The organism is Streptomyces subrutilus, from assembly GCF_008704535.1.
GTDB classification, from domain to species: Bacteria; Actinomycetota; Actinomycetes; order Streptomycetales; family Streptomycetaceae; genus Streptomyces; species Streptomyces subrutilus.
Map to the genome: position 1 here is coordinate 2917435 of NZ_CP023701.1, position 23926 is coordinate 2941360.

The window sequence follows — 23926 nt, forward strand, 5'->3', positions numbered from 1 at the left end:
ACACCCTGCGTATACAGCGAGGGTATACACCCGGTGTACAGTCCTCGGCATGTCCATCGGTCACACTCTGCTCGGCCTCCTGGAGGCCGGCCCGCGCCACGGCTACGACCTCAAGCGCGCCTTCGACGAGAAGTTCGGCCACGACCGGCCCCTCGCCTACGGACAGGTCTACTCGACCATGTCCCGCCTCCTGAAGAACGGCTTCGTGGAGGTCGAGGGCATAGAGAGCGGCGGCGGCCCGGACCGCAAGCGGTACGCCATCACCGACGCCGGCGTCACCGACGTCGACACGTGGCTCTCGCAGCCCGAGAAGCCCGAGCCGTACCTCCACTCGACCCTCTACACCAAGGTCGTCCTCGCCCTGCTCACCGGCCGCGGCGCGGCCGAGCTGCTGGACACCCAGCGCGCCGAGCACCTGCGCCTGATGCGCCTGCTCACCCAGCGCAAGCGCAAGGGCGACCTCGCCGACCAGCTCGTCTGCGACCACGCCCTGTTCCACCTCGAAGCGGACCTGCGGTGGCTCGAACTCACCGCCGCCCGCCTCGACCAGCTCGCCCGGGAGGTACGCCGATGACCCCCGCCGGCACCCTGCTCGCCGCCACCGACCTGCGCAAGGCGTACGGGCCCACCAGCGCCCTCGACGGCGCGGAGTTCTCCATCCACCCCGGCGAGGTCGTCGCCGTCATGGGCCCCTCCGGCTCGGGCAAGTCCACCCTGCTGCACTGCCTCGCCGGCATCGTCCCGCCCGACTCCGGCACCATCACGTACGCGGGCCGCGAACTGTCCGCGATGAACGACGCCCAGCGCAGCGCGCTGCGCCGCGGCGAGTTCGGCTTCGTCTTCCAGTTCGGCCAGCTCGTACCGGAGCTGACCTGCGTGGAGAACGTCGCCCTCCCGCTGCGCCTGGCCGGCGTCAAGCGCAAGGAGGCCGAGCGGACCGCGCTGGAGTGGATGGAGCGGCTGCGGGTCGAGGACCTCGGCCGCAAGCGCCCGGGCGAGATATCCGGCGGCCAGGGCCAGCGCGTGGCCATCGCCCGCGCCCTCGTCACCCGGCCCCGGGTCGTCTTCGCCGACGAGCCCACCGGAGCCCTGGACTCCCTCAACGGCGAACTCGTGATGCAACTGCTCACCGAGGCCGCCCGCTCCACCAACGCGGCCGTCGTGCTGGTCACCCACGAGACCCGCGTGGCCGCCTACTCCGACCGCGAGATCGTCGTGCGCGACGGCAGGTCCCGCGACATGGAGCGGATCGTATGAGCGCCCTGCGCACCTGGGCCCGCGACCTCGCCATGGGTGCCCGCTTCGCCTTCGGCGGCGGCCGCGAGGGCTGGACCCGCACCGTGCTCACCGGCGTCGGCGTCGGCCTCGGCGTCGCCCTGCTGCTGATCAGCACCGCGGTCCCCGGCGCCCTCGCCGCCCGCAACGAGCGCGGCGAGGCCCGCCTCCCGGTGACCGCGGAGGGCGACACGGGCCCCGGGCGCGACACGCTGCTCGTCGCCGACGCCAACCAGACGTACAAGAAGCGGGACGTCGACGGCAGGTTCCTGCGGGCCGAGGGCCCCGACGCGCCCGTGCCGCCCGGCCTGACCTCCGTCCCCGCCCCCGGGGAGATGGCCCTCTCCCCCGCCCTGAAGCGGCTGCTCGACTCCGAGGACGGCGCCCTGCTGCGCGAGCGGCTCGACGCGTGGAAGCCGACCCAGACCATCGGCGACTCCGGCCTGACCGGCCCCGGCGACCTCTACTTCTACGCCGGCAAGGGCGACCTCGCGCTCACCGGCCCCGGGGAGTACCGGGTCCAGCGCGTCACCGCGTTCGACCGGGCCGTCGAGCCTTCCCGGCTCGATCCGGTCCTCATGCTCCTGGTCGTGCTGACCTTCGTGGCGCTCCTGACGCCCGTCGCCGTCTTCATCGCCGCCGCCGTCCGCTTCGGCGGGGAGCGGCGCGACCGCCGGCTCGCCGCGCTGCGCCTGGTCGGCGCCGACGGCCGCATGGTCCGCCGGATCGCGGCCGGTGAGGCACTGGGCGGCTCCCTGGTCGGCCTCGCGCTGGGCGTCGGCTTCTTCTTCGGCGGCCGCGCGCTGGTCGGCGGCCTCACCCTCCAGCAGCGCAGCGTCTTCCCCGCGGACCTCAACCCCTCCGTGGCGCTGGCCGTCCTGGTGGCCCTCGCGGTGCCCGCCGCGGCGGTGGCCGTGACCCTGTTCGCGCTCCGCGGCGTCGTCATCGAACCGCTGGGCGTCGTACGCCAGAGCCGGCCGCGCAAGCGCCGCGTCTGGTGGCGGCTGCTGCTGCCGCTCGGCGGACTCGGGCTGCTCGCCCCCATGGCGGGCCGGGGCACGGAGCACGGTTACTTCAACCAGTGGCAGGTCAGCGCCGGCGTGGTGCTGCTGCTGGTCGGGATCACGGCGCTGCTGCCCTGGCTGCTGGAGCGCTTCGTCGGCCGGATGTCGGGCGGTCCGGTCTCCTGGCAGCTCGCCGTGCGCCGCCTCCAGGTCAACAGCGGCGCCGCCGCCCGTCTGGTCAACGGCATCGCGGTCGCGGTCGCCGGGGCCATCGCCCTCCAGATGCTCTTCGCGGGCATCGAGGGCGTCTACAGCAAGGACACGGGTCAGGACCCGGGCCGCGCCGGTGTCTCGATCCTGCTGCCCACCGGCACCGAGTCCCGGGTGGACGCCCTGGCCCGCGAGATCTCCGGCGGCAAGGGCATCTCCAAGACCGTCCCCCTCGCATCCGCCGACGCCTCCCCGCAGCCCTCCGCGGACGGCGAGTCGGTGCTGCTGACCATCGGCACCTGCGACGCGCTGCGCGAGGTCGCGGTCCTGCCCTCCTGCACGGAGGGCGACGCCTTCGTGCTCGCCGACGGCCCCGTCACCGCCAACACCGCCTACGGGGCCACGGCCGAGGCCGGCCAGCGGCTCTTCGTCGGCGACGTCCACGCCGCCGCGCGCGGGACGGTCACCGAGAAGCCCGTCCCGTGGACCGTTCCGGCGTCCGCCCGCACCGTCCCCGCCCGCCCCGACCCCACCGGCAACCTGCGCAACGGCCTGCTGCTCACCCCCTCGGCCACCCCCGCGGGCCTGGGCGAGGCCCGGTCCGCGCAGATCTACGTCCAGCTCGACGACACGGTGCCGGAGGCGATGGACCGGGTGCGCACGGCCGCCTTCAAGGCCGACCCGTTCGCCACCGCGATGACCCTGAAGGCCACCACCCGGGACTCCGGCCTCTCCTCGATCCGCACCGGCCTGTTCTTCGGCGCCACCGCCGTCCTGCTCCTGATCGGCGGGAGCCTGCTGGTCTCCCAGCTGGAGCAGCTGCGCGAGCGCAGGAAGCTGCTGTCGGCGCTGGTCGCCTTCGGGACCAGGCGGTCCACGCTCAGCATGTCGGTGCTGTGGCAGACGGCCCTGCCGATCGGCCTGGGTCTGGGCCTCGCGGCCGTCATCGGCATCGCCCTCGGCTCGGTCCTGCTGCGGCTGAGCGCGCGCCCCGTCCGGATCGACTGGACCTCGGTCGCCGCGATGACCGGCATCGGCGCGGGCGTGGTCGCCGTGGTGACCCTGCTCAGCCTGCCGCCGCTGCTGCGGCTGATGCGTCCGGACGGCCTGCGCACGGAGTGACCCCGCGCGCCGCGCGCACCCGTACGCCCGCTCACCCGGTGCGCCCGCTCAGTCGGTCGGCCAGACGGGGAGCGGGCGCACGGCTTCGCGCAGCGCGGCGGCGATGGTCCGGAACTCCTCCTGCCGTGCGGTCCCGGTCCGCATGGCCAGCGCGATCCGCCGCGAGGGCGCGGGCTCGGCGAAGTATCCGGTGGCCAGGTACTCGTTGCGGGCGGTCTCCAGCCGCAGCGCGGTCCGCGGCAACAGCGTCACGCCCAGTCCCCCGGCGACCAGCTGTACGAGGGTGGACAGTCCGGCGGCGGTGGTCGTGACGTCCGCGCCCGCCGTGCGGCCCGCCTCGCGGCAGATGTCCAGGGCCTGGTCGCGCAGGCAGTGGCCTTCGTCGAGCAACAGCAGCTGGAGGCCGCGCAGTTCCTCGCGCGGGATGTCGCGGCGCCCGGCCAGCGGGTGTTCGCGGGGGGCGAGGAGGACGAAGTCCTCGTCGAAGAGCGGCAGTTCGGTGACTCCGGGCACCCCGAGCGGCACCGCCAGCAGCAGCAGGTCGAGCCGCCCCCCGGCCAGCCCCTCCAGCAGCGGGGCGGTCTGCTCCTCGTGGACCTGGAGGTCCATGCCCGGGTAGCGCCGGTGGAAGAGCCCGAGCACGGTCGGCAGCAGGTAGGGGGCCACGGTCGGGATCACCCCGAGCCGCAGCACCCCGGTGAAGGGGGCCCGTACCGCCTCGGCCTCCTCCAGCAGCCCGCCCACCGCGTCGAGGACCGCGCCGGCCCGGGCCGCGATGCGCTCGCCGGCCGGGGAGAGCAGCACCTTGCGGGTGGTGCGCTCCAGCAGCCGCACGCCGAGGGCCTCCTCCAGCGCGGAGACGGCGCCGGACAGCGCGGGCTGACTCATGCCGATGGCCGCGGCGGCGTCCCGGAAGTGCAGGTGCTCGGCCACGGCCGCGAAGGCGCGCAGCTGCGCCAGGGTGGGCTGCTTCAGTCCCCTGTTACCGACAGCCACTGATAGGCACCTCCGATCACTCGACACAAGAGTAGCTATTTCCGTAATCAATGCAGCTGTGCCAGCATGTGAGATCCGTCCAAGCCCCTCGGAAAGCGCCCAAAAGGCTCACTTTCCCGTCCGCAAGGAGAGCACGTGCTCACTGTCGGCGACAAGTTCCCCACCTACGATCTGACCGCTTGCGTCTCGCTCGAAGCCGGCAGCGAGTTCGCCCAGATCGACCACAAGACCTACGAGGGCAAGTGGCGCGTGGTGTTCTTCTGGCCGAAGGACTTCACCTTCGTCTGCCCGACCGAGATCGCCGCGTTCGGCAAGCTGAACGAGGAGTTCCAGGACCGCGACGCCCAGGTCCTCGGCGTCTCCGGCGACTCCGAGTTCGTCCACCACGCCTGGCGCAAGGACCACGCCGACCTGCGTGACCTGCCCTTCCCGATGCTGGCCGACTCCAAGCACGAGCTCATGCAGGCCTGTGGCGTGCAGGGCGAGGACGGGTTCGCGCAGCGCGCGGTCTTCATCGTCGACCAGAACAACGAGATCCAGTTCACGATGGTGACCGCCGGGTCCGTGGGCCGCAACCCCAAGGAGGTCCTGCGGGTCCTCGACGCCCTGCAGACCGACGAGCTCTGCCCCTGCAACTGGAACAAGGGCGAGGGCACCCTGGACGCCGGCTCGCTGCTGGCCGGTGAGTGACGGATGTCCCTCGACTCCCTCAAGTCCGCCGTTCCGGACTTCGCCAAGGACCTGAAGCTGAACCTCGGTTCGGTCATCGGCAACAGCGGCCTGCCGCAGCAGCAGCTGTGGGGCACCGTCCTCGCCTGCGCGATCGCCGCCCGCTCCCCGCGCGTCCTGCGCGAGCTGGAGCCGGAGGCGAAGGAGAACCTGTCGGCCGAGGCCTACACCGCCGCCAAGTCCGCCGCCGCGATCATGGCGATGAACAACGTCTTCTACCGGACGCGCCACCTGCTCTCCGACCCGGAGTACGGCACCCTGCGCGCGGGCCTGCGGATGAACGTCATCGGCAACCCGGGCGTGGAGAAGGTCGACTTCGAGCTGTGGTCGCTCGCCGTCTCCGCGATCAACGGCTGCGGCCAGTGCCTGGACTCGCACGAGCAGGTGCTGCGCAAGGCCGGCGTCGACCGCGAGACGGTCCAGGAGGCCTTCAAGATCGCCTCGGTGATCCAGGCCGTCGCCGTCACCCTCGACGCCGAGGCCGCCCTGGCCACCGCCGCCGAGTAACGGCGCCTCTCGTACGCGTGCGGGGCCCCGCGGCCGGTTTTCCGGCCGCGGGGCCCCGCGCGCTAGCGCTTGAGCGCGGCCATCACCGCGCGCAGGTCCTCGACCGCCGCCGCCTTGAGGGCCGCCTCGTCGGCCTCGGTCTCCTCGTCGCCGCCGAACCACCGGACGGTGAGCGTGAAGACCGTGCCGCCGTCGAGCACCTGCAGCCGCGGACTGCCCACCCGGCCGTCGAACCGGGCCCGTCGGCCCAGTCCCGGGATCGGCTCCGGTTCGCCCGCCACGAGCATGTCCGAGTCCAGCCCCGGCCCGGCGCCGAACTCCGGCCCGGGGTCGGTGCGCTTGTGCCGTTCGACCAGCAGCTGGGCCTCGTAGGAGATCCGGCCCTCGGTCCAGTCCGTGCCGTACACGCAGAACGACCAGTCCAGCGCCGGGCCTTCGCGGTGCCGGGGCATGCCCGGCTCGAACCCTCCGGTCAGCGAGCCGAGCGCCCGCAGCGGCGCCTCCTCGCAGAGGTTCTCCGCCTGCCGGTACGCGTTCTGCGGCGACCCGCCGAACCGGTCCTGCACGGCCAGGGCGCCGCCCCACACCGCCGAGGCGAGCACGGCTCCGCCCAGCGCCCACCACCACGGCCCGCGGGGCGCGCGCGCCCCGCCGGTCCGCTCCGGTGTGCGCACCTCCTCGGGCGGCCCGGCCGCCTCCCAGGCCCCGTCGAGCTCCGGTTCGCCGATCATGCCCCGCCCCCCTCGCGCCGGTTACGCCGTGCCGGACCCCGCGCCCCGCCCCGTCCCGCCGTCCGCAGGGTCCTGCGGTCCGGCGCCCAGGGCCGTCGCCCCGTGCGGGGCCGGCCCGACCGTGGCCGCGCCGGGGTGCAGCTGCTCGCGCGAGTACGCCTTCAGGTATCCGACCACGGTGTTGGTGACCGCGACCAGGGGTACGGCCACCACCGCGCCGCCGATCCCCGCGACCATCCCGCCGGCGGCCACCGAGAGCACCACGGCGAGCGGGTGGACGCGCACGGCCCGGCCCAGGATGAACGGCTGGAGCACGTGCCCCTCGATCTGCTGCACCGCCAGCACCACGAGCAGCACCATCAGCGCGGTGAACACCCCCTGCGTCACCAGGGCCACGACCACCGCGAGGGCTCCCGAGACCACCGCGCCGACCAGCGGGATGAAGGCGAACAGGAAGATGAAGACGGCGAGCGGCACGGCCATGGTGACGTCGAGGAAGTACAGGCCGAGGCCGATGAAGAGGGCGTCGATGAGCGCCACGAGGACCGTGCCCCGCACGTACGCGGTCAGCGTGCGCCACGCGCGCGGTCCGGCTCCCGCCACCCCGGGGCGGGCGGCGGCGGGCACCAGGCCGAGGGTCCAGGTCCAGATGCGCTTGCCGTCGTAGAGCAGGAAGAGCGTCGAGAACATCGCGAGGAGCATGCCCGTCAGGACCTCGACGAGGACGGTGACGCCCTGGAGTCCGGCGGAGGTGATCTGCTCGGTGTTGGTGCCGATGGTCTCGCTGAGGTTCTTGGCGATGTCGTTGATCTGCTTCTCGGTCACGTGGAACGGACTGTCCAGTGCCCACAGCTTCAGCTCGTTGATGCCGTCGCGGACCCGGTCGGAGAGGTCGTCGAGGTTCTCCATGACCTGCCAGACCACGAACCAGCCGACGAGCCCGATGACCACGAAGCCGAGGATCGCGGTGACGGCGGTGGCCGGGCCGCGCGGCATGCCCAGTCGGCGCAGCCGGACGACGAAGGGCTGCAGCAGCGCGGTCACCAGCAGGGCGGCGGCGAAGGCGAGGACCACCAGGCGGACTTCGCTGATCACCTTCATCAGCACCCAGAGCATTCCGGCGAGCAGCAGCAGCCGCCAGCTGACCTCCGCGGCGACCCGCATGCCCCACGGGACGACGCTCACCGGGTCGGGGCGCACGCGCGCGGGCCGGACGGCGGTGCGGGCGGCGCCGGTCTCGGGGTCCGGGCCCCGCTCGGGCGCGGCGGGCCGCGCCAGGTCGTCGCCCCGGCCTTCGGCCTCGACTTCGGCGCGGCGCTCGTGGAGCCGCTCCTCCATCCGGTTCAGTCCGCTGCCGAGCCGGCCCAGCCAGCCTGCACTCTTCGCCATGTCGTTCCCTTACCCCGCCCCACCGGTCGATCCTCGCAAGACCGTACACGCGCAAAGCCCCGCACCGGAGGACGGTGCGGGGCTCCCGGCGGTCGAGCGGGTGCGGCGGGCTAGTACCAGCCGTTGGCCTGGTGGAAGCTCCAGGCTCCGCACGGGCTGCCGTACCGGTCTTCCATGTAGTTCAGGCCCCACTTGATCTGCGTGGCGGGGTTGGTGCGCCAGTCGGCTCCGGCGGAGGCCATCTTCGAGCCCGGGAGCGCCTGGACCAGACCGTAGGCTCCCGAGGAGGAGTTGACGGCCTTGTAGTTCCAGGTGGATTCCTGGTTGATGATCTTCGAGAAGCACTGGAACTGGCCGGCCGGGACCATCTGCTGCGCGATGGCCTTGACCTGGGCGACGGTGTAGGAGCCCTGGACCTCGAAGTCCCCGGCGTCGCGGGCGGCGGAGCGGCTGGCGACCTGCTCCTTCTCCTCGCGTTCCTTCTTGGCCTTGGCATCGGCCTCGGCCTTCTTGTCGGCCTCCGCCTTCTCCGCTTCGGCCTTCTTGGCCTTCGCGGTCTCGGCGGCCTGGAGGCGGGCCGACTCCTCGGCCGTGCGCTTGGCGTCGGCGTCGGCGGCGTGGACGATGGCGTCGGCCTGCTGCGTCAGGGACGCGCTCTGAACCTGCGCCTGGTCGCCGACCGGGATGTCAGTGAGGAGAGTCGCACCGGACGCGGTGGTCTCGATATCGTTCGAGGAGGGGTCGCCGGCGGCGACTCCGACGACTGCGCCGACGGTGGTGACCGCGGTGGCCGAAGCCACTGCGAACCCCCGGACCGAAATCCGGCTCACACGGTGTCCTTCCAGCAGCGTCCGCAGTGACCGGGCGGGCGCACGAGTGCCCCTCGACACTGGTCTCCGTGGTACGGCGGTCGCTGGAGACGCGGGCCCGTGGGCAACTCCCTCGCGGGGGCTGCCTCGTGAAGATCCGGGCGGCATACGGCCATCGGTTGTGGAGTTGTGGTGCTGCGCGTACCTCACGGGAGGTACAGGTGTGCCGTATGCGGGGCCTGACGGAAAACAGACTCTGCCGGACCTGGACGCCGCAAGGCAATTATCCGTTGCGTGGGAAAGGTCACACCGGCCGCGTCCCCGCCTGTTTCGGCAAAGGGCTGTGCGGCACGGCGCCGCCCGGCTAGGCTCCTGGGCCCTGCCGGGCGGCGCCAACTCGCCTTCCCGCTACGGGGTTCTCGACCTCTTCGGTCTTCCTTCCGGGGTCAGATGGTCTCCAGCATCTCGGTGACCAGGGCCGCGATCGGGGAGCGCTCCGAGCGCGTCAGCGTGATGTGCGCGAAGAGCGGATGCCCCTTCAGCTTCTCGACCACGGCGACCACTCCGTCGTACCGGCCGACCCTGAGGTTGTCCCGCTGGGCGACGTCGTGGGTGAGGACCACCCGCGAGTTGGCCCCGATCCGGGACAGGACGGTCAGCAGGACGTTGCGCTCCAGCGACTGCGCCTCGTCCACGATCACGAAGGCGTCGTGCAGCGAGCGGCCGCGGATGTGCGTGAGCGGCAGGACCTCCAGCATCCCGCGGTTGAGCACCTCCTCGATGACCTCGCGCCCGGCGACCGCCGAGAGGGTGTCGAAGACCGCCTGCGCCCAGGGGCTCATCTTCTCGGAGGCGTCCCCGGGCAGGTAGCCGAGCTCCTGGCCGCCCACCGCGTACAGCGGCCGGAAGACCATCACCTTCTGGTGCTGGCGCCGCTCCAGTACGGCTTCCAGGCCCGCGCACAGGGCGAGCGCGGACTTTCCGGTGCCGGCCCGGCCGCCCATCGAGAGGATGCCGATCTCCGGGTCCAGCAGGAGGTCGAGCGCGATGCGCTGCTCGGCGCTGCGGCCGTGCAGCCCGAAGGCCTCGCGGTCGCCGCGCACGAGCTTCACGTTGCCGTCCGCCGTGACCCGGCCCAGGGCCTTGCCGCGCTCGGACTGGAGCACCAGCCCGGTGTGCACGGGCAGTTCGGCGGCCTCCGGGACGTAGAGGCGCTCCTCGGAGAAGAGGAGGTCCACCTGCTCCCCGGAGAGGGCGATCTCGCTCATGCCGGTCCAGCCGGCATCGGTGATGGCGAGTTCCGCGCGGTACTCCTCGGCGATGAGGCCCACGGAGGAGGCCTTGATGCGCAGCGGGAGGTCCTTCGACACGACCGTGACGTCGAACCCCTCGGCCTGGAGGTTGCGGGCGACGGCGAGGATGCGCGAGTCGTTGTCCCCCAACCGGAAGCCGGCGGGCAGGACGCTGGGGTCGGAGTGGTTGAGTTCGACGCGCAGCGTGCCACCCAGATCGCCCAGCGGGATGGGGGCGTCGAGACGTCCGTACCGGACCCGGAAGTCGTCGAGCAGGCGCAGGGCCTGGCGCGCGAAGTAGCCGAGTTCGGGATGGTGCCTCTTTGCCTCCAGCTCGGTGATCACCACGATCGGGAGCACGACCTCGTGCTCGTCGAAGCGGGAGATCGCGTTGGGGTCTGCCAGCAGGACGCTGGTGTCGAGGACGTAGGTCCGCCTGTCGGGCAGGCGGCGCTTTGTGCTGGTCACCACGGAAGGACGTACCCCCTCGGAAGAGGTCGGGCCATGAAGACCGGACCGGTCATCGGCACCCATGCCAGGGCCGACTTCCGGCCCTCCACTCCGTCCGTGCGAACCGCACGTGCGTCCTGGTGCAAAGGGCCTCCCGGGCGGACGACCCCATGCCGTCCGCTGAGACTCGACACCCGTGGATCGGGCATCGACCTGAAAGTGATATTCCCCGATCAGGCCAGGCCATGCCATGGCATATGACGGACGCTCGGTGAATCCCTGGTGAAGGGTTCCCCGGGAGGGCGCGTCGCTGCGGGGGCGCGCCGCGAAAGCGTGCTGCGCCCCCCGCGCGGAATCAGCTGCCGTACCGCCGGTGACGTGCGGCGTAGTCGCGCAGGGCGCGCAGGAAGTCGACCTTGCGGAAGGCCGGCCAGAAGACCTCGCAGAAGTAGTACTCCGAATGGGCGCTCTGCCAGAGCATGAATCCGGACAGCCGCTGTTCGCCGCTGGTGCGGATCACGAGGTCGGGGTCGGGCTGGCCGCGCGTGTAGAGGTGCTCGGCGATGTGGTCGATGTCCAGGATCTCGGCGAGCTCCTCGAAGGAGGTGCCCTTGCGGGCGTGCTCCAGCAGCAGCGAGCGGACCGCGTCGGCGATCTCCTGGCGGCCCCCGTAGCCGACGGCGACGTTGACCAGTATCCCGTCGACGTCGTGGGTGGCCTCCTCGGCCTCCTTGAGCACCGTCTGCGTGCCGGCGGGCAGGATGTCGAGGTTGCCGACGTGGTGGACGCGCCAGCGGCCGTCCGCGGCGAGCCCCCGCACGGTGTTCTCGATGATGTTGAGCAGCGGCCGGAGCTCGACCTCCGGCCGGTCCAGGTTGTCCGTGGAGAGCATCCACAGGGTGACGACCTCGACGTCCGTCTCCGTGCACCAGCCCAGCATCTCGGAGATCTTGTCGGCCCCGGCCTGGTGGCCCTGCTCCGTCGTGCCTCCGGACGCCTTCGCCCAGCGCCTGTTCCCGTCCAGGATGACGCCGATGTGCTTCGGCGCCGCGTCGTGGTCGAGTCGGCCTTCCACCCGGCGTGCGTAGAGCCTGTACACCAGGTCGCGCAGCTTCACGATCTTCCAGCCCCTCCGTGCAATGCCCCCGTGCGAATTGCGGTCCCCCGAGTCGGCCACATTACTGCGCACGGGGAGGGGGGACCCAACTCGGTCTGTCACAACTCCGTGATAGGGAGGACAACGTGACTGATACCAATCCCTATCGGGCAGAGCCCTCGCGCTACGACTCCATGGAGTACCGGCGCACCGGCGACAGCGGCCTCAAGCTCCCCGCCATCTCCCTCGGACTGTGGCACAACTTCGGCGACGACACCTCCCTGGAGTCCCAGCGCGCGATCCTGCGCCGGGCCTTCGACCTCGGCGTCACCCACTTCGACCTGGCGAACAACTACGGCCCGCCCCCCGGCTCGGCCGAGCTGAACTTCGGCAAGCTCTTCGCCCAGGACTTCGCCACCCACCGCGAGGAGCTGGTCCTCTCCACCAAGGCCGGCTACTTCATGCATCCGGGTCCGTACGGGGAGTGGGGCAGCCGCAAGTACCTGCTCGGCTCGCTCGACGCCTCGCTGAAGCGGATGGGCGTGGACTACGTCGACATCTTCTACTCGCACCGCTTCGACCCGCACACCCCGCTGGAGGAGACCATGGGCGCCCTCGCGTCCGCGGTGCAGCAGGGCAAGGCGCTGTACGTCGGCGTCTCCTCCTACACCGCGGAGCAGACGGCCGAGGCCGCCCGCATCCTGCGCGGGATGGGGGTGCGGCCGCTGATCCACCAGCCCTCGTACTCCATGATCAACCGTTGGACGGAGGAGGACGGGCTGCTGGACACCCTGGCCGCGGCCGGCATGGGCTGCATCTCCTTCGCCCCGCTCGCCCAGGGGCTGCTGACCGGCAAGTACCTCAAGGGGATCCCGGAGGGCTCGCGCGCCTCCCAGGGCAAGTCCCTCGACCCGGGGCTGCTGTCGGACGACGTGCTCCGCCGGCTGAAGGGGCTGAACGAGGTCGCCGCGCGGCGCGGCCAGTCGCTGGCGCAGCTGGCGCTGACGTGGGTGCTGCGCGACGAGCGGATGACGTCGGCGCTGATCGGCGCCTCCAGCGTGAAGCAGCTGGAGGAGAACGTCGCCGCGCTGGCCGGAACACCGCTCTCGGAGGCCGAGCTGAAGGAGATCGACGCCCTCGCGGTCTCGACCCCCGGCACCAACATCTGGGCCCAGCGGGGCTGACCTGCACCTTTGCCGCGGACCGGGGGCCGCGGCGGGGAGAACGAAAAACGGGCCGGTCCGTGGGGGGGATACGGACCGGCCCGAGGGGGGGGTTCCACCATAACCCTTCGTAAAGCAGGAAGCGTGCACGGGCGCGCCGCGATTACGCTCCGAAACCGCCCAGCAGCACTCCGGTGAAGGCTCCGGCCGCCATGAAGGGGCCGAAGGCGAACCCCTGGTCACGGGTGGCGGAGCCGCGCAGGACCAGCGCGAGGCCGTACAGGGCCCCGTAGAGGAGGCCCAGGAAGGCTCCCGTGACCCATACCCCCCACCCGTACCACCCAAGAGCGACCCCCAGCGAGAGCGCCAGCTTGACGTCGCCGAAGCCCATGCCCGCCGGGTTGACGAGGTGGAGCACCAGGTACGCCCCGCCGAGCGCGGCCCCGCCGAGCAGGGCGAGCCGCCAGGAGCCCGCGGCGCCGGGCGCGAGGGCGGCGGCGCCGAGCAGGGCGCAGGCGGCCGCGGCGAGCGGCAGGGTCAGCGGGTCGGGCAGCCGGTGCACGGCCCGGTCGACGAGGGCGAGCAGGACGAGCACCGGGGCGAGCCCCACGTACGCGACGGCCTCGGGCCGCGCCCCGGCGGCCGCCCCGAGCGCACCGCAGACGGCGCCGGTCAGCAGGGCCGGCGGCAGCGCGCGCCGCCCGTACGCGTGCGGGACCGGACCCGTCCGGCAGCGGGCCGGCCCGAGCGGTGCGCCCAGCGGGTGCCCCTGCGGACAGCGCGCGCGCCAGGGCTCGCCCGGCTCGACGGAGAACCGGTACGCGGCGGCCGGCAGCAGCACCCCGGCGGCCACCCCGTACAGGGCGGCGAGCCCGCTCACGACCACGAAGACCCCCACCCCCCGCACGCTAGGCCCCCACCCCCACTCCCCACCACCCCCACCCGCCCACGCCCGCCGACGCCCGAGGCCCGCGCCCGCCCCCGCCCGCGCCGAGCCGCACCCCGTCCGGCCCCGCCGGCGCGTGAGGCGCGGGGGTCCGGGGGCGGGCCCCCGGCAGCGGCGCCGCGCGCACCGGCTCGGGCGCGGCCCGCGGGGGTCCGGGGGCGGGACGGCCCGTCGGGGGACGGCCTAGGGTGGCCGCATGGCGACTTGGCACGACGGCCCGGCCACCCTGACGATCGGCCCGCTGGCGGTCCCCCTGGAGATCGCCGCCTCCTACCGCGCCCGCACCCGCGGCCTGCTCGGGCGGGACGGGATCCGGGGGGCGCTGCTGCTGACCCCGGCGGGGAGCGTGCACACGTTCCGGATGCGGTTCGCGATCGACGTGGCCTACCTCGACCGCCGGCTGCGGGTCCTGACGGTCGTCACGATGGCCCCGGGCCGCCTCGGCCTCCCCCGGCCTCGTTCGCGGCACGTGCTGGAGGCGGAGGCGGGTGCGATGGCGGGCTGGGGGCTGGTGGCCGGTACCGCCGTGGAGGTGGACGTACCCGGGCGTCTCACGCGCGGCTAGGCGAGGCTCCGCCCCGGGGGTAGGTTGGGGCGGTTGAGCTGGGGCGTAGGGGAGCGGCATGACGGAGAACGCGCGCATCAAGGCGCTGGAGCAGATCATGCCGGCGACGCACGGCGCCGACGAGGACATCGACTGGCGGGCGGCCGAGACGACCTGGGGGACCGGGTTCCCGGCCGACTTCGTCGCCTTCATGGGCCGTTTCGGTGCGGGTTCCATCAACGGCGAGGCCAGCATCCTGCTGCCGCTGCCCAAGCCCGGGCTCCAGTGGGACCCGGCACAGATGTCCGAGGAGACCGCCAACGCGCGGCAGGCGTGGCAGGCGCAGGGCGGCCGGTCGGCCTTCGACGTGGATCCGGAGGCCATCATCGCCTGGGGCGTCACCGGCGGCTCCGACATCCTGTGCTGGCTCACCTCCGACCCCGATCCGGACCGCTGGCCCGTTCTGGTGTGCGGGCGGCACACGGCCGACGCCTTCGCCGTGTACCCGTACGGCATGGCCGAGTTCCTCTACCGGCTGTGCTCCGACGAGTTCGACGTGAGTCCGGTCAGCATCACCTTCTGGGACGGCGGCCACCTGAGCTTCGTGCACTGGCGCAAGGCCCAGCGGCGCTGGCAGGAGGGCCGCAACCCGGAGACGGGCGAGCCCGACCCGTACGCGGGCGAGTTCGCCGACTGACGGCACGTCGACCCGCGCCACCCCGCCGAGCCCGCCGAGCCCGCTCCGTTGCCGGAGACGGGCTCTTCGGCATGTCCGGGGGTCTACGCGCGTCGGAATTGTTGATCACATATCGGAAAACACCATCCGGAAAACCCGCAGTTGGAGCATTGCCCACAACTACACCCCCAAGGGAATCAACCACCCCTCTTACAGGAGAGAATTCCGGCCAACGGGCCAAGGAGGGGCACCCCGGCTCGGAGCGACCCATGAGCACTATCCGTATGCAAAAGAAATTCAGGGGAACACACCCGTGCGACGAAGAATATTCGGCGCGGCCGCCACCACGGTCGTACTCGGACTGCTGATGCCACTCGCCGGATGCGGCAGCTCCGGCGACGACGCGGGCGGGGACGGCACGCTGCACCTCGTGGCGGCCGAATACGGCGACACTCCGGCCACCAGCTCCAAGGCCTTCTGGGACAAGGTGACGGCCGATTTCACGGCCGCCCACCCCGGCATCGAGGTCGACGTGAAGCTCCTGCCGTGGAGCGACGTCGACCGCGAGGTCTCCCGCATGGTGAAGGAGGGCAAGGCCCCCGACATGGCCCTGATGGGCTCGTACTCGGACTTCGCGGCCCAGGGCAGGCTGTACGCGGCCGACGAGCTCCTGTCGGTCACCGCCGAGGCCAACTTCCTCCAGCCGCTCGCCGAGGCCGGCTCGGTCGGCAGCACCCTCTACGGGCTGCCGTTCGTGGCCAGCAGCCGCCTGCTCTTCTACAACGAGGCGCTCTTCACCAAGGCCGGCGTCAGCGCACCCAAGACCTGGTCCGACCTCAAGTCCGCGGCCAAGGCGCTGAAGGACAAGGGCGTGAAGTACCCGTACGCGCTGCCCCTCGGGCCCGAGGAGGCGCACGCGGAGGCGATGATCTGGGAGTTGAGCAACGGCGGCGGCTACGCCGACAACAGCGGCAACTACAGCCTGGCCTCCGACCTGAACATCCAGACCTGGCGCTGGGTCAAGGACAACCTGGTGACGCCCGGCCTGGTCGGTCCCACTCCGCCCGCGCAGCTCAACCGCGCCGACGCCTTCGCCGCCTTCCTGCGGGGCGAGGTCGGCATGGTCAACGGCTACCCGTCGCTCGCCTACGAGGCCCGCGACAAGGGCATCGGCGTCGGCACCGTCCCGATGCCGGTCTCGGACACCCTGGGCGCCGGCGAGAGCACCCCGGCCGTGGGCGTCGCGGACTGGATGACGGCGTTCAAGCAGAACGGCCACCGGGCGGAGATCGGTGCCTTCCTGGACTTCCTCTACCAGGACAAGAACCTGTCGGACTTCGCCGGCCGCTACCACCTGCTGCCGTCCACCGTCTCCGCGTCCCGCACCCCGGCCGGCGGCGGGCTGGACAAGAAGGACGAGCAGTTCCTCACCGCCCTGCGCGGGGCGCAGCTCTACCCGGTGAACGACCCGTCCTGGGTGACGGTCAGCGACATCATCAAGCGGAACATCGGGCGGGCCGTCGAGCCGAACGGCGACCCCAAGGCCGTCCTGGAGGAGATCGCCGCCCAGGCGAAAGAGGCGGACAAGAAGCACTGAACGGCCCGCCGGACGGGGACTTCCGGCCCGTGCCGCACTCCGACCCCGTGCGGCAGGACGGTGGGTGCGGCACTCGATCCGAGACCGCCCGCCGTCGCCCGCCGCACCCACGAGGTGCGCGGGGCGACCGGCCCCGCCGCGCACGGCGGCCGGCCCGGCCCCTCCCGGCCGCCCCGTGGCCGCCCCGTGGCCGCCCCGTGGCCGCCGGGCCGTCGTCGGGACCGGCCTCAGCCCTGCTTGCCGTGGTCGACGGAGAACGCCGTACGGTGCTGCTCGCAGCTGGAGTTCCAGCGCAGCGAGCCCTTGAGCGTCCCGTAGTGCGTGCGGGTGACCGACCACTCCACCGTGTACTCGCCGGTGTCGCACGCGATCCGCTTGCCGCCCGCGATCTTCTCCCGGCCCGTCGCCGGCTTCCCCGTCAGCTCCCGGTGCACCTCGGCGGCCTTGGCGCCCTTGGGGGTGCGCAGGACGGCGTGCACGACGATCGGGTGCGTGCCCTCCTTGGTCGTGATGGCCTTCTTCACCAGCGTCGAGTCGGACACGGACCAGGCGAACTCGTACGACGGCTCCCAGGCGAGCGTGTTCGGGTCCGGCGCCTCGCGCTCGAACTCCGGCGCCGCGGGCGGGCCGGGACGGGTGACCGTCTCGTACCGGATGCCGGGGTGGAAGCGGAACTGCGCCTCCACCTTGTGCATGTCGTCCTTGGTCCACATCGACTTCATGGTCTTGTCGCCACCGGCCGGGTCCTGGAGGAAGGCCCCTCCCCCCTCCGCTGCGGTGGCCGCCTGGCCGAGGGCGGGGGCGAGGGCCGCGGTGGCGGCGGCGAGGGCGAGAGCGGCGATGCGGGTGCGCTTCATGCCCGGCCCAACGGGCCCGCGCGGCGGGCCGGAACGACGCCGCGCCCGCTTTCACCCGTACGGGAGCGCCGCGCACGGCGCCGTGGACGGCCGCGCGGAGCGGCCCGGACGGCCTGCCGACGGCCCGTCGGGACGGGCGGGCGAGCGGGGCGGGGGCGGGGCGCGGGCGGGGCGCGGGCGGGGTCGTCGGCTCAGGCCTGGCCGGTCTCGAAGCGGCCGATCTGCCCGTCGGGGGTGACGGTGAACCGCCAGGCAGTGCGCATCTGCCCCCAGGTGTCGTTGCGGTAGTCGACGACGAGGGCTCGGCCGTCGTCGGACTGCGACGCGACGGCCATGTGGCCGCCGGAGGAGAAGATCTCCGCGTCGGCCCACCGGGCCGTGTCGCGCTCGGTGCCGTCGTCGGACATGGTGGCGCCGGGCGCGAGGACCGCGCCGAAGGCGTCCCGGTCGCCCGCGTTGACGGCGGTGACGAAGGCACGGACGGCGGGGTCGGCGAGCTGGTCCGGATCGATCACGGGGGCCTCCTGGGGCGGGCGCGGGCGGTGCGGCGGTCGGGTGCGCGACCAGGGAACACCGGGCGGCCCACGGGGGTGGAGACCGTCACCCGTTCGCCCGCCGACGGCGTGTCAGGAGGCTCCGGCCGGGGCGCCGGGCTCGGCGTGCGCGGCGGCGCCGGCCGCTTCGGGGGCGGTGCGGACGGGGAAGCCGGTGGGGCGGCCCTGGTCGCGCAGCCAGGCCAGGACCCGGCCGAGGGCGTCGACGGTCTGGGCGCGGTTGCCGCCGCCGTCGTGGAAGAGGACGGTCGGGCCGTTGCCGAGCCCGCGCTTGACGGCGTCGGCGATGGCGGCGGCGCCCGGCTTGTCGAAGTCCTTCGTGTCGACGTTCCAGCCGAGCGGGCGCATGCCCTGCGCGGCGGCGATGCGTCGGCTGTCGGGGGTGAACGCGCCGCCGGGGGCCCGGTAGTACTCCACCTTCGCGCCGCCGGCGGCGTCCTCGATCAGCTTCTTCGCGTCCAGGATCTGGCGTTCCTGGTAGGCGGCGGGCTTCTTGTCCATGGCGGTGTCGTGGTCCATCGTGTGGTCGCAGAGCCGGTGCCCTTCCGCGACGACCCGCTTGACGAGGTCCGGGTGGGCCTTGGCCTGCGGCCCGATCATGCAGAAGGTCGCCTTCACGTCGTACCGCTCCAGTACGTCGAGCACCTTCGGGGTCCAGCGGGGGTCGGGGCCGTCGTCGATGGTGATGTTGACGGCGTTCGCGCCGCCCTCCGACGCGTGGGCTATGCCCTCGGGTATGCCGGACGCCCCCTTGCCGTCACCGCCCGGGTGCGCGGGGCCGCCCGACTCGTGCGACGCGCTGCGGGCGGGCGTGTGGCCCGGGTCGACGAGGACGGTCACCCCCCAGACGGTCGCGGCCACCGCGAGCGCGGAGGCCGCGACGGCGGCCCGCGCTCCGAGACCGCGTCCCGGGCCGCGTCCCGGGCCGTGTGCCGGGCCGTGTGCCGGGCCGTGTGCCGGGCCGTGTGCCGTGCGGTGCCCTGCCGTTCGCGCCTTGAAGCCCATGTGCCGTCCACTCCCCATCCGCCGTGTGAGCGTTCTGTGGATCAGGACGTACGCCGCCGAGGAGGGGTTCCAGGTGATTGCCCCTTACGTGATGCGTCGGGAGGTTTACGGGACGTTGGTCCTTGATCGTCCCGAATTCCTGCCCAGGTGAAACCGGGCGAAACGGTGACCGAGCCCACCCTGTGGCGCGGGGCGGGGTGCGGGCACGGGAACGGCCCGGCCCCGGTGGACCGTTCGTCCACCGGGGCCGGGCCGTGCTGTCCGTAGTCGTTTCCTACGGTGTTGTACCGCGTGCTGCGTGGGGTGGGGTGTGCGGGTCGCTCAGTGCACGGGAGCGGTCTGCAGGGCCGCCGCCTCGTCGTCCGAGCCGGAGGCCGCCGCGGCGGGTCCGGCGCCGCGCAGCGGCACCTCCTTGACGAACCAGGCCGCGGCGAAGCCCAGTACGGCGATGACCGCGCCGAGCAGGAACGCCGAGTGCGTGCCGGCGGCCACCGCGTGCTGGTACGCGTCGCGCACCGCCTCCGGCAGCTTGGCCAGACTCGCGGCGTCGAGCTGGGCGGAGCCGGCGGCCGTCGCGGCGTCGGGGCCCAGTCGCTCGGACATGGTGTCGGTGACCCGGCTGGTGAAGAGGGAGCCCATCAGGGCCACGCCGAAGGAGCCGCCGAGCGTACGGAAGAGGGTGGCCGAGGAGGACGCGACGCCCATGTCCTTCATGTCGACGCTGTTCTGCGCGACCAGCATGGTGATCTGCATCAGGAAGCCGAGGCCGGCGCCGAGGACGGCCATGTAGACGCCGGACATCAGGCGGGTGGTGCCGGTGTCCATCGTCGCGAGCAGGAAGAGCCCGACGACCATCAGGGCGCCGCCGACGATCGGGAAGACCTTGTACTTGCCGCTGTTGGTGGTGATGCGGCCCGCGATCAGCGAGACGACCATCATCGAGAGCAGCATGGGCAGGAGCAGCAGGCCGGAGTTGGTGGCGGAGGCGCCCTGGACCGACTGCTGGAAGAGCGGGAGGTAGAGGACGCCGCCGAACATCGCGAAGCCGACCAGGAAGCCGATCACCGACATGAGGGTGAAGTTGCGGCTGCGGAAGATGTGCAGCGGCATGACGGGCTCGGCGGCCTTGGTCTCGGCGTAGAGGAACGCGGCGATGGAGACGACGCCGACGGCGATCAGGCCGATGATCTCGGCGGAGCCCCAGGCGTACTCGGTGCCGCCCCAGGTCGTGACGAGCACGGTGGAGGTGATCGCGACGGTCAGCAGGGCCGCGCCGAGGTAGTCGATCTTGGGCCGGGTGCCCTGTCCGGTCTTCTTGGGCAGGTGCAGCACGGCGGTGACCATGGCGAGGGCCACGGCGCCGAGCGGCAGGTTGATGTAGAAGGACCAGCGCCAGCCCATGTGGTCGGTGATGGTGCCGCCGACCAGCGGGCCGCCGATCATGGCGAGGGCCATGACGCCGGCCATCATGCCCTGGTACTTGCCGCGCTCACGGGGCGGGATCAGGTCGCCGATGATCGCCATGACGCCGACCATCAGGCCGCCGGCGCCGAGGCCCTGGATGGCCCGGAAGCCGATGAGCTGGCCCATGTCCTGGGCCATGCCGCTGAGGGCGGAACCGATCAGGAAGATGACGATCGAGACGAGGAAGGAGCCCTTCCGCCCGTACATGTCGCCGATCTTGCCCCAGATGGGGGTGGAGGCCGCGGTGGCCAGGGTGTAGGCGGTGACCACCCAGGACAGGTGCTCCAGGCCGCCGAGCTCGCCGACGATCGTGGGCATCGCGGTCCCGATGATCATGTTGTCGAGCATGGCCAGCAGCATCGCGATCATGAGCGCCATCAGGACGACCCGTACGCTGCGCGGTTTCACCTCCTTCGAGGTGTCCGCCGTCTTGACCGTCTCGCCGCTCATGTCCACTCCCCAGCACTTCTTGCCGCACCGGGAACTTACTTGTCGCCCGGCTAGTTCACTACACTGGTGAAGGTAGACCGGCCACTAGCCGGGCGTCAAGTAAGTAAATCGTCACGAGGAGAGCCATGCCCACCAGCTCCAGCAGCGGTCCGCAGCACCGGCGCGGGAACACGCGCCAGCGCATCCAGGACATCGCACTGGAGCTCTTCGCCGAACAGGGATACGAGAAGACCTCCCTGCGCGAGATCGCGGAGCGGCTCGACGTCACGAAGGCGGCGCTGTACTACCACTTCAAGACCAAGGAAGACATCATCATCAGCCTCTTCGAGGACGTGACCCGTCCCATAGACGAGCTGATCGCCTGGGCCGACGCCCAGCCCCGCACCCTGGAGACCAAGCGGGAGGTGCTGCGCCGCTACAGCGAGGCGATGGCGGCGGGCGCGCCGCTGTACCGCTTCATGCAGGAGAACCAGGCGACGACGCGCGAGCTGAGCATCGGCCACACGGTCAAGACGCGGCTGTTCCACCTGGTGGAACTGCTCCGCACGCAGGACGGGGCACTGGCGGACCAGGTGCGCTGCGTCAGCGCGCTGTTCACGCTGCACGCCGGGATGATGTTCCTCCAGCACATCGACGGCGACCCGGAGGAGACCCGCAGGGCCGCCCTGGAAGTGGCGACGGACCTGATCACGCAGGCGCACCACGACGCGTGAGGGGGCGGCGGGGGCGGACCGGGGTGCGGGCCACAGGGCCCGGGCCGGGGACCCAGGGCCTGGGGGCTCAGGGCTCGGGCCGGGGACCCAGGGCTCGGGGCTCAGGGCTCAGGGCTCGGGCCGGACCCGGCCGCCGGCGCCTCCCGTCCCGGGCCGCTCCCCGTCCCTAGCCGCTGCTGCGCGGGAAGGTGATCTCGACGCGGCGGTTCTTCTTGCGGCCTTCCTCGGTGCCGTTGTCGGCGATCGGATAGTCCTCGCTGTACCCGCGCACGTCGAAGACGACGTTCGGATCGGTCACGGTCTTGCCGAGCTCCGCCTGGACGGCGTCCGCGCGCTTCTTGGACAGCTCCTTGCCGTGCTCGTAGCTGCCCTGGTCGTCGGTGAAGCCGAAGACGCGGATGCGGGTGGCCTTCTGCTGGTTGATCTCGTTGCCGATGGCCTGGATGCGGGCGGCGGCCTGCGCGTTGAAGACGGCGCTGTCCTCGGGGAAGAGCACCTCGGACTGGAGCGCCATCATGACGGTCTGATTGGTCTCCTGCCGCCGCTGCTCCCCCCCGAGGTCCTCGACGACCTCGACCATGTCGAGCACCTTGGGCGCCGCGAGCGTCCCGCCTTGCGGCAGCTTGAGTCCGGAGGCGGAGGAGTCGATCGTCACGGGTGCCGATGCGGAGGGCTCGGTGCCCGGCGGCACGGAGGGCACGACGTCGTCGGCGTGGGCACTGGTCGCTCCGATCACCTGCGCGCCGGCCATGGCGAGGCCGGCGGCGAGGGTCGCGGCGTAGAGGCGGCGGTGTGTGGTCATGGCGTCACCCGGAAATCTTCAACGTGACCGAGGCGAAGGTGGGGAAGCTGAACTCCACCTCGCTGGTGGTCGCCGGTGGTGCGGGGAACTGGGCGAAGAACGGAACCGACTGGCCTGCTTCGATGATGACGACACCCGTGGTGCACAGGCACCTGCCGTCCGTGTCCCGAAGGACGTAGTACCGCTTCTTACCGGCCTTGTCGACCAGCGTGACGCCCGCCATGGAGACGCCGCTCGCCTTGAGTTCGTTCCCACGCCATGGCGCCGTGTTGCCGAACGGCTTGTCCCCGGTGTTCTTGATCTGGCCGCTCACCGTGACGAATCCCGCGGTGTCCCTGGCGGTGGAGTAGACGTCCAGGACGATGCCCGCTTCGCCCTTGCTGGTGGCGACCACCGTGGGCGGCTCGGACGACTGGGCACCGGACGGCTTGGGCTGAGCGGAGGGCGCGCTCGACGCTCCGTTCTTCGCGGCCGGAGTGCTCGGGGAGGACTTGGGGGTGCCGGCGTCGCCGCATCCGGTCAAGGCGACGAGCAACGCCGCCGACATCACAACGACCGCTCCCCCACGCAGTTTCACCTTGTACCGCACGCCCATCGAAGTCGCTTCCTTATCTCTCAGCATGGTCAGCCGGCCAAACGCACGTCGAAGAGGCTCCGTGCCAGCGTTCTCCAGCGACCCGGATCCAGGGGGTCGAACCTCACCGTCTCGCCACGGCAGTCGATGACCACGGGTCCGGGCGGGGGCGAGGGGCCGGGTGAGGGTGTTCCGGTCGGTGCACCCGAAGGCGTCGGAAGCGAGCCCAGCGTGCAGCGCGGAATGATCTCCGCCACGGCCTTGGCCCGGGCGTGCATGCCCCCGGTCCCGGGGACGACCGAGTCGCCGACCGTGCGGTCGGTCGTCGCCTCCACCGTGAAGCGGAGCGCCGCACGCGTGCAGGCCGCACCGGCATCGTTCCGCCGCGCGAACTCCTCGGCGGCCGCGCAGGCCCTCGGCCAGTCGAAGGACCGGCCCTCCAGGATCGCCTCCCAATCCCGGGGCTGAAGTTCGGCGAGATCCAGGGCCGGGTTCAGGTGGTCCCGGGCCTCACGCGCGGCCGCCAAGGCCGCGGCGTCCGCCGCGCCCTGGGCGTCGCTGCGCACCACTGCCGCCTGCCCGAAGACGAAGAAGGCGAGCACGGCGAACACCATGCCGACCACGACGACCGCGTACAGCGGAAAGACCTGTCCCCTGTCGTCGGGCTCGCCCGGCGTCACGAACCGGCAGTGAGGCTTGCGATCGCAGTCTGGATGCGGCCCACGATCGCCGTTCCGATGCCTGTGCCCACCATGGCCCCGATGATCACGACGATGACCAGGATGATCCCGAGGTATTCGAACGCGGTCTGGCCTCGGTCCTTCGCGCGGTGGGTGACGTACCACGCCGACATCCTCGCCAGGGTCTTCTGCAGCATGAGGGGTCCCTCCCGGGCCGGTACCGCTGTTGGTTTGCGGACCGTACGCTGCGTCACCGCGAATAACCAAGGGTCCCGGGGCCCAATTACGGAC

General features: G+C 72.1%; 25 protein-coding genes. 10 read left to right on the top strand and 15 right to left on the bottom strand.

Annotated elements, in window-relative coordinates:
- Positions 1 to 49: 49 nt before the first annotated feature.
- From CP968_RS12435 to CP968_RS12445, 3 genes are read left to right on the top strand one after another with little or no spacing between them, the layout of a single operon-like run.
- Complete coding sequence (locus CP968_RS12435; protein WP_150518078.1) at positions 50 to 574, top strand: PadR family transcriptional regulator; 525 nt, start codon at positions 50 to 52, stop codon at positions 572 to 574.
- Positions 571 to 1257: an ABC transporter ATP-binding protein gene (locus CP968_RS12440; RefSeq protein WP_150518079.1), complete on the top strand. Its 687-nt coding sequence runs from the start codon at positions 571 to 573 to the stop codon at positions 1255 to 1257. The genes CP968_RS12435 and CP968_RS12440 overlap by 4 nt, the downstream gene beginning before the upstream one ends.
- Complete coding sequence (locus CP968_RS12445) at positions 1254 to 3611, top strand: ABC transporter permease (protein ID WP_150518080.1); 2358 nt, start codon at positions 1254 to 1256, stop codon at positions 3609 to 3611. The genes CP968_RS12440 and CP968_RS12445 overlap by 4 nt, the downstream gene beginning before the upstream one ends.
- 48 nt (positions 3612 to 3659) lie before the next feature.
- Here CP968_RS12445 and CP968_RS12450 read toward each other — a convergent pair whose 3' ends face one another.
- Positions 3660 to 4607, bottom strand: coding sequence for a hydrogen peroxide-inducible genes activator (locus tag CP968_RS12450; protein WP_150518081.1), 948 nt, complete (start codon positions 4605 to 4607; stop codon positions 3660 to 3662).
- Positions 4608 to 4742: 135 nt separating this feature from the next.
- On the opposite strand from CP968_RS12450, the gene CP968_RS12455 reads away from it, so the two are divergent.
- Both CP968_RS12455 and CP968_RS12460 read left to right on the top strand, forming a co-directional pair.
- Positions 4743 to 5297, top strand: coding sequence for a peroxiredoxin (locus tag CP968_RS12455; RefSeq protein WP_150518082.1), 555 nt, complete (start codon positions 4743 to 4745; stop codon positions 5295 to 5297).
- A gap of 3 nt (positions 5298 to 5300) precedes the next feature.
- Positions 5301 to 5843 carry an alkyl hydroperoxide reductase gene (locus CP968_RS12460; protein WP_150518083.1) on the top strand — a complete coding sequence of 181 codons (543 nt, stop codon included), beginning with the start codon at positions 5301 to 5303 and terminating at the stop codon, positions 5841 to 5843.
- A gap of 62 nt (positions 5844 to 5905) precedes the next feature.
- Here the strand turns inward: CP968_RS12460 and CP968_RS12465 are convergent, their stop codons facing one another.
- From CP968_RS12465 to CP968_RS12485, 5 genes are all read right to left on the bottom strand, one after another.
- On the bottom strand, positions 5906 to 6574 hold the full coding sequence (locus CP968_RS12465; RefSeq protein ID WP_150518084.1) for a hypothetical protein: 669 nt from the start codon (positions 6572 to 6574) through the stop codon (positions 5906 to 5908).
- Between the two features lie 21 nt (positions 6575 to 6595).
- Complete coding sequence (locus CP968_RS12470) at positions 6596 to 7963, bottom strand: AI-2E family transporter (RefSeq protein WP_150518085.1); 1368 nt, start codon at positions 7961 to 7963, stop codon at positions 6596 to 6598.
- A 110-nt stretch (positions 7964 to 8073) separates the two neighbouring features.
- Positions 8074 to 8793, bottom strand: a complete 720-nt coding sequence (locus CP968_RS12475) for an aggregation-promoting factor C-terminal-like domain-containing protein (RefSeq protein ID WP_229886639.1) — start codon at positions 8791 to 8793, stop codon at positions 8074 to 8076.
- A 425-nt stretch (positions 8794 to 9218) separates the two neighbouring features.
- The gene (phoH2, locus tag CP968_RS12480) at positions 9219 to 10535 is read right to left on the bottom strand and encodes an RNA 5'-3' helicase PhoH2 (RefSeq protein WP_150518087.1); all 1317 of its coding nucleotides are present in this window, start codon (positions 10533 to 10535) and stop codon (positions 9219 to 9221) included.
- Between the two features lie 334 nt (positions 10536 to 10869).
- Positions 10870 to 11631: an isoprenyl transferase gene (locus tag CP968_RS12485; protein WP_150518088.1), complete on the bottom strand. Its 762-nt coding sequence runs from the start codon at positions 11629 to 11631 to the stop codon at positions 10870 to 10872.
- Between the two features lie 125 nt (positions 11632 to 11756).
- Here CP968_RS12485 and mgrA point away from each other — a divergent pair, with 125 nt between their 5' ends.
- Positions 11757 to 12794 carry an L-glyceraldehyde 3-phosphate reductase gene (gene mgrA / locus CP968_RS12490; RefSeq protein ID WP_150518089.1) on the top strand — a complete coding sequence of 346 codons (1038 nt, stop codon included), beginning with the start codon at positions 11757 to 11759 and terminating at the stop codon, positions 12792 to 12794.
- A gap of 142 nt (positions 12795 to 12936) precedes the next feature.
- Here mgrA and CP968_RS12495 read toward each other — a convergent pair whose 3' ends face one another.
- Complete coding sequence (locus tag CP968_RS12495) at positions 12937 to 13671, bottom strand: prepilin peptidase (RefSeq protein ID WP_150518090.1); 735 nt, start codon at positions 13669 to 13671, stop codon at positions 12937 to 12939.
- Positions 13672 to 13915: 244 nt separating this feature from the next.
- Between CP968_RS12495 and CP968_RS12500 the strand changes: the two genes are divergently transcribed.
- The 3 genes from CP968_RS12500 (at position 13916) to CP968_RS12510 (ending at position 16536) form a co-directional block, all read left to right on the top strand.
- Positions 13916 to 14284 carry a DUF192 domain-containing protein gene (locus tag CP968_RS12500; RefSeq protein WP_150518091.1) on the top strand — a complete coding sequence of 123 codons (369 nt, stop codon included), beginning with the start codon at positions 13916 to 13918 and terminating at the stop codon, positions 14282 to 14284.
- Between the two features lie 58 nt (positions 14285 to 14342).
- Positions 14343 to 14960: an SMI1/KNR4 family protein gene (locus CP968_RS12505; protein ID WP_150518092.1), complete on the top strand. Its 618-nt coding sequence runs from the start codon at positions 14343 to 14345 to the stop codon at positions 14958 to 14960.
- A 292-nt stretch (positions 14961 to 15252) separates the two neighbouring features.
- Positions 15253 to 16536, top strand: coding sequence for an extracellular solute-binding protein (locus CP968_RS12510; protein WP_444545997.1), 1284 nt, complete (start codon positions 15253 to 15255; stop codon positions 16534 to 16536).
- Positions 16537 to 16763: 227 nt separating this feature from the next.
- On the opposite strand, the gene CP968_RS12515 is transcribed toward CP968_RS12510, so the two are convergent.
- The 4 genes from CP968_RS12515 to CP968_RS12530 form a co-directional block, all read right to left on the bottom strand.
- Entirely contained in the window at positions 16764 to 17393 is a 630-nt protein-coding gene (locus CP968_RS12515; protein WP_150518093.1) for a hypothetical protein, read from the bottom strand.
- 191 nt (positions 17394 to 17584) lie between these two features.
- Entirely contained in the window at positions 17585 to 17908 is a 324-nt protein-coding gene (locus CP968_RS12520) for a nuclear transport factor 2 family protein (RefSeq protein WP_150518094.1), read from the bottom strand.
- Between the two features lie 111 nt (positions 17909 to 18019).
- Positions 18020 to 18787 carry a polysaccharide deacetylase family protein gene (locus CP968_RS12525; RefSeq protein ID WP_229886637.1) on the bottom strand — a complete coding sequence of 256 codons (768 nt, stop codon included), beginning with the start codon at positions 18785 to 18787 and terminating at the stop codon, positions 18020 to 18022.
- A gap of 486 nt (positions 18788 to 19273) precedes the next feature.
- The gene (locus CP968_RS12530) at positions 19274 to 20866 is read right to left on the bottom strand and encodes an MDR family MFS transporter (protein WP_150518096.1); all 1593 of its coding nucleotides are present in this window, start codon (positions 20864 to 20866) and stop codon (positions 19274 to 19276) included.
- Between the two features lie 125 nt (positions 20867 to 20991).
- Between CP968_RS12530 and CP968_RS12535 the strand changes: the two genes are divergently transcribed.
- Entirely contained in the window at positions 20992 to 21579 is a 588-nt protein-coding gene (locus CP968_RS12535; protein WP_150518097.1) for a TetR/AcrR family transcriptional regulator, read from the top strand.
- Positions 21580 to 21745: 166 nt separating this feature from the next.
- On the opposite strand, the gene CP968_RS12540 is transcribed toward CP968_RS12535, so the two are convergent.
- From CP968_RS12540 to CP968_RS12555, 4 genes are all read right to left on the bottom strand, one after another.
- Positions 21746 to 22381, bottom strand: a complete 636-nt coding sequence (locus CP968_RS12540; protein ID WP_150518098.1) for an OmpA family protein — start codon at positions 22379 to 22381, stop codon at positions 21746 to 21748.
- 4 nt (positions 22382 to 22385) lie between these two features.
- Positions 22386 to 22928 carry a hypothetical protein gene (locus tag CP968_RS12545; protein WP_229886636.1) on the bottom strand — a complete coding sequence of 181 codons (543 nt, stop codon included), beginning with the start codon at positions 22926 to 22928 and terminating at the stop codon, positions 22386 to 22388.
- A gap of 77 nt (positions 22929 to 23005) precedes the next feature.
- Positions 23006 to 23635 carry a pilus assembly protein TadG-related protein gene (locus tag CP968_RS12550; RefSeq protein ID WP_229886634.1) on the bottom strand — a complete coding sequence of 210 codons (630 nt, stop codon included), beginning with the start codon at positions 23633 to 23635 and terminating at the stop codon, positions 23006 to 23008.
- A complete protein-coding gene (locus tag CP968_RS12555) occupies positions 23632 to 23832 on the bottom strand; it encodes a hypothetical protein (RefSeq protein ID WP_150518100.1) in 201 nt (66 codons plus the stop codon). Before CP968_RS12555 ends, CP968_RS12550 begins: the two co-directional genes overlap by 4 nt.
- Positions 23833 to 23926: the final 94 nt, after the last annotated feature.

Excerpts from the sequence above, each read along its gene's own strand:
- CP968_RS12435 (WP_150518078.1), top strand. The coding sequence starts at position 50 with ATGTCCATCGGTCACACTCTGCTCGGCCTCCTGGAGGCCGGCCCGCGC.
- CP968_RS12440 (WP_150518079.1), top strand. The coding sequence starts at position 571 with ATGACCCCCGCCGGCACCCTGCTCGCCGCCACCGACCTGCGCAAGGCG.
- CP968_RS12445 (WP_150518080.1), top strand. The coding sequence starts at position 1,254 with ATGAGCGCCCTGCGCACCTGGGCCCGCGACCTCGCCATGGGTGCCCGC.
- CP968_RS12460 (WP_150518083.1), top strand. The coding sequence starts at position 5,301 with ATGTCCCTCGACTCCCTCAAGTCCGCCGTTCCGGACTTCGCCAAGGAC.
- CP968_RS12465 (WP_150518084.1), bottom strand. The coding sequence starts at position 6,574 with ATGATCGGCGAACCGGAGCTCGACGGGGCCTGGGAGGCGGCCGGGCCG.
- CP968_RS12470 (WP_150518085.1), bottom strand. The coding sequence starts at position 7,963 with ATGGCGAAGAGTGCAGGCTGGCTGGGCCGGCTCGGCAGCGGACTGAAC.
- CP968_RS12500 (WP_150518091.1), top strand. The coding sequence starts at position 13,916 with ATGGCGACTTGGCACGACGGCCCGGCCACCCTGACGATCGGCCCGCTG.
- CP968_RS12505 (WP_150518092.1), top strand. The coding sequence starts at position 14,343 with ATGACGGAGAACGCGCGCATCAAGGCGCTGGAGCAGATCATGCCGGCG.
- CP968_RS12515 (WP_150518093.1), bottom strand. The coding sequence starts at position 17,393 with ATGAAGCGCACCCGCATCGCCGCTCTCGCCCTCGCCGCCGCCACCGCG.
- CP968_RS12530 (WP_150518096.1), bottom strand. The coding sequence starts at position 20,866 with ATGAGCGGCGAGACGGTCAAGACGGCGGACACCTCGAAGGAGGTGAAA.
- CP968_RS12535 (WP_150518097.1), top strand. The coding sequence starts at position 20,992 with ATGCCCACCAGCTCCAGCAGCGGTCCGCAGCACCGGCGCGGGAACACG.
- CP968_RS12540 (WP_150518098.1), bottom strand. The coding sequence starts at position 22,381 with ATGACCACACACCGCCGCCTCTACGCCGCGACCCTCGCCGCCGGCCTC.
- CP968_RS12545 (WP_229886636.1), bottom strand. The coding sequence starts at position 22,928 with ATGTCGGCGGCGTTGCTCGTCGCCTTGACCGGATGCGGCGACGCCGGC.
- CP968_RS12555 (WP_150518100.1), bottom strand. The coding sequence starts at position 23,832 with ATGCTGCAGAAGACCCTGGCGAGGATGTCGGCGTGGTACGTCACCCAC.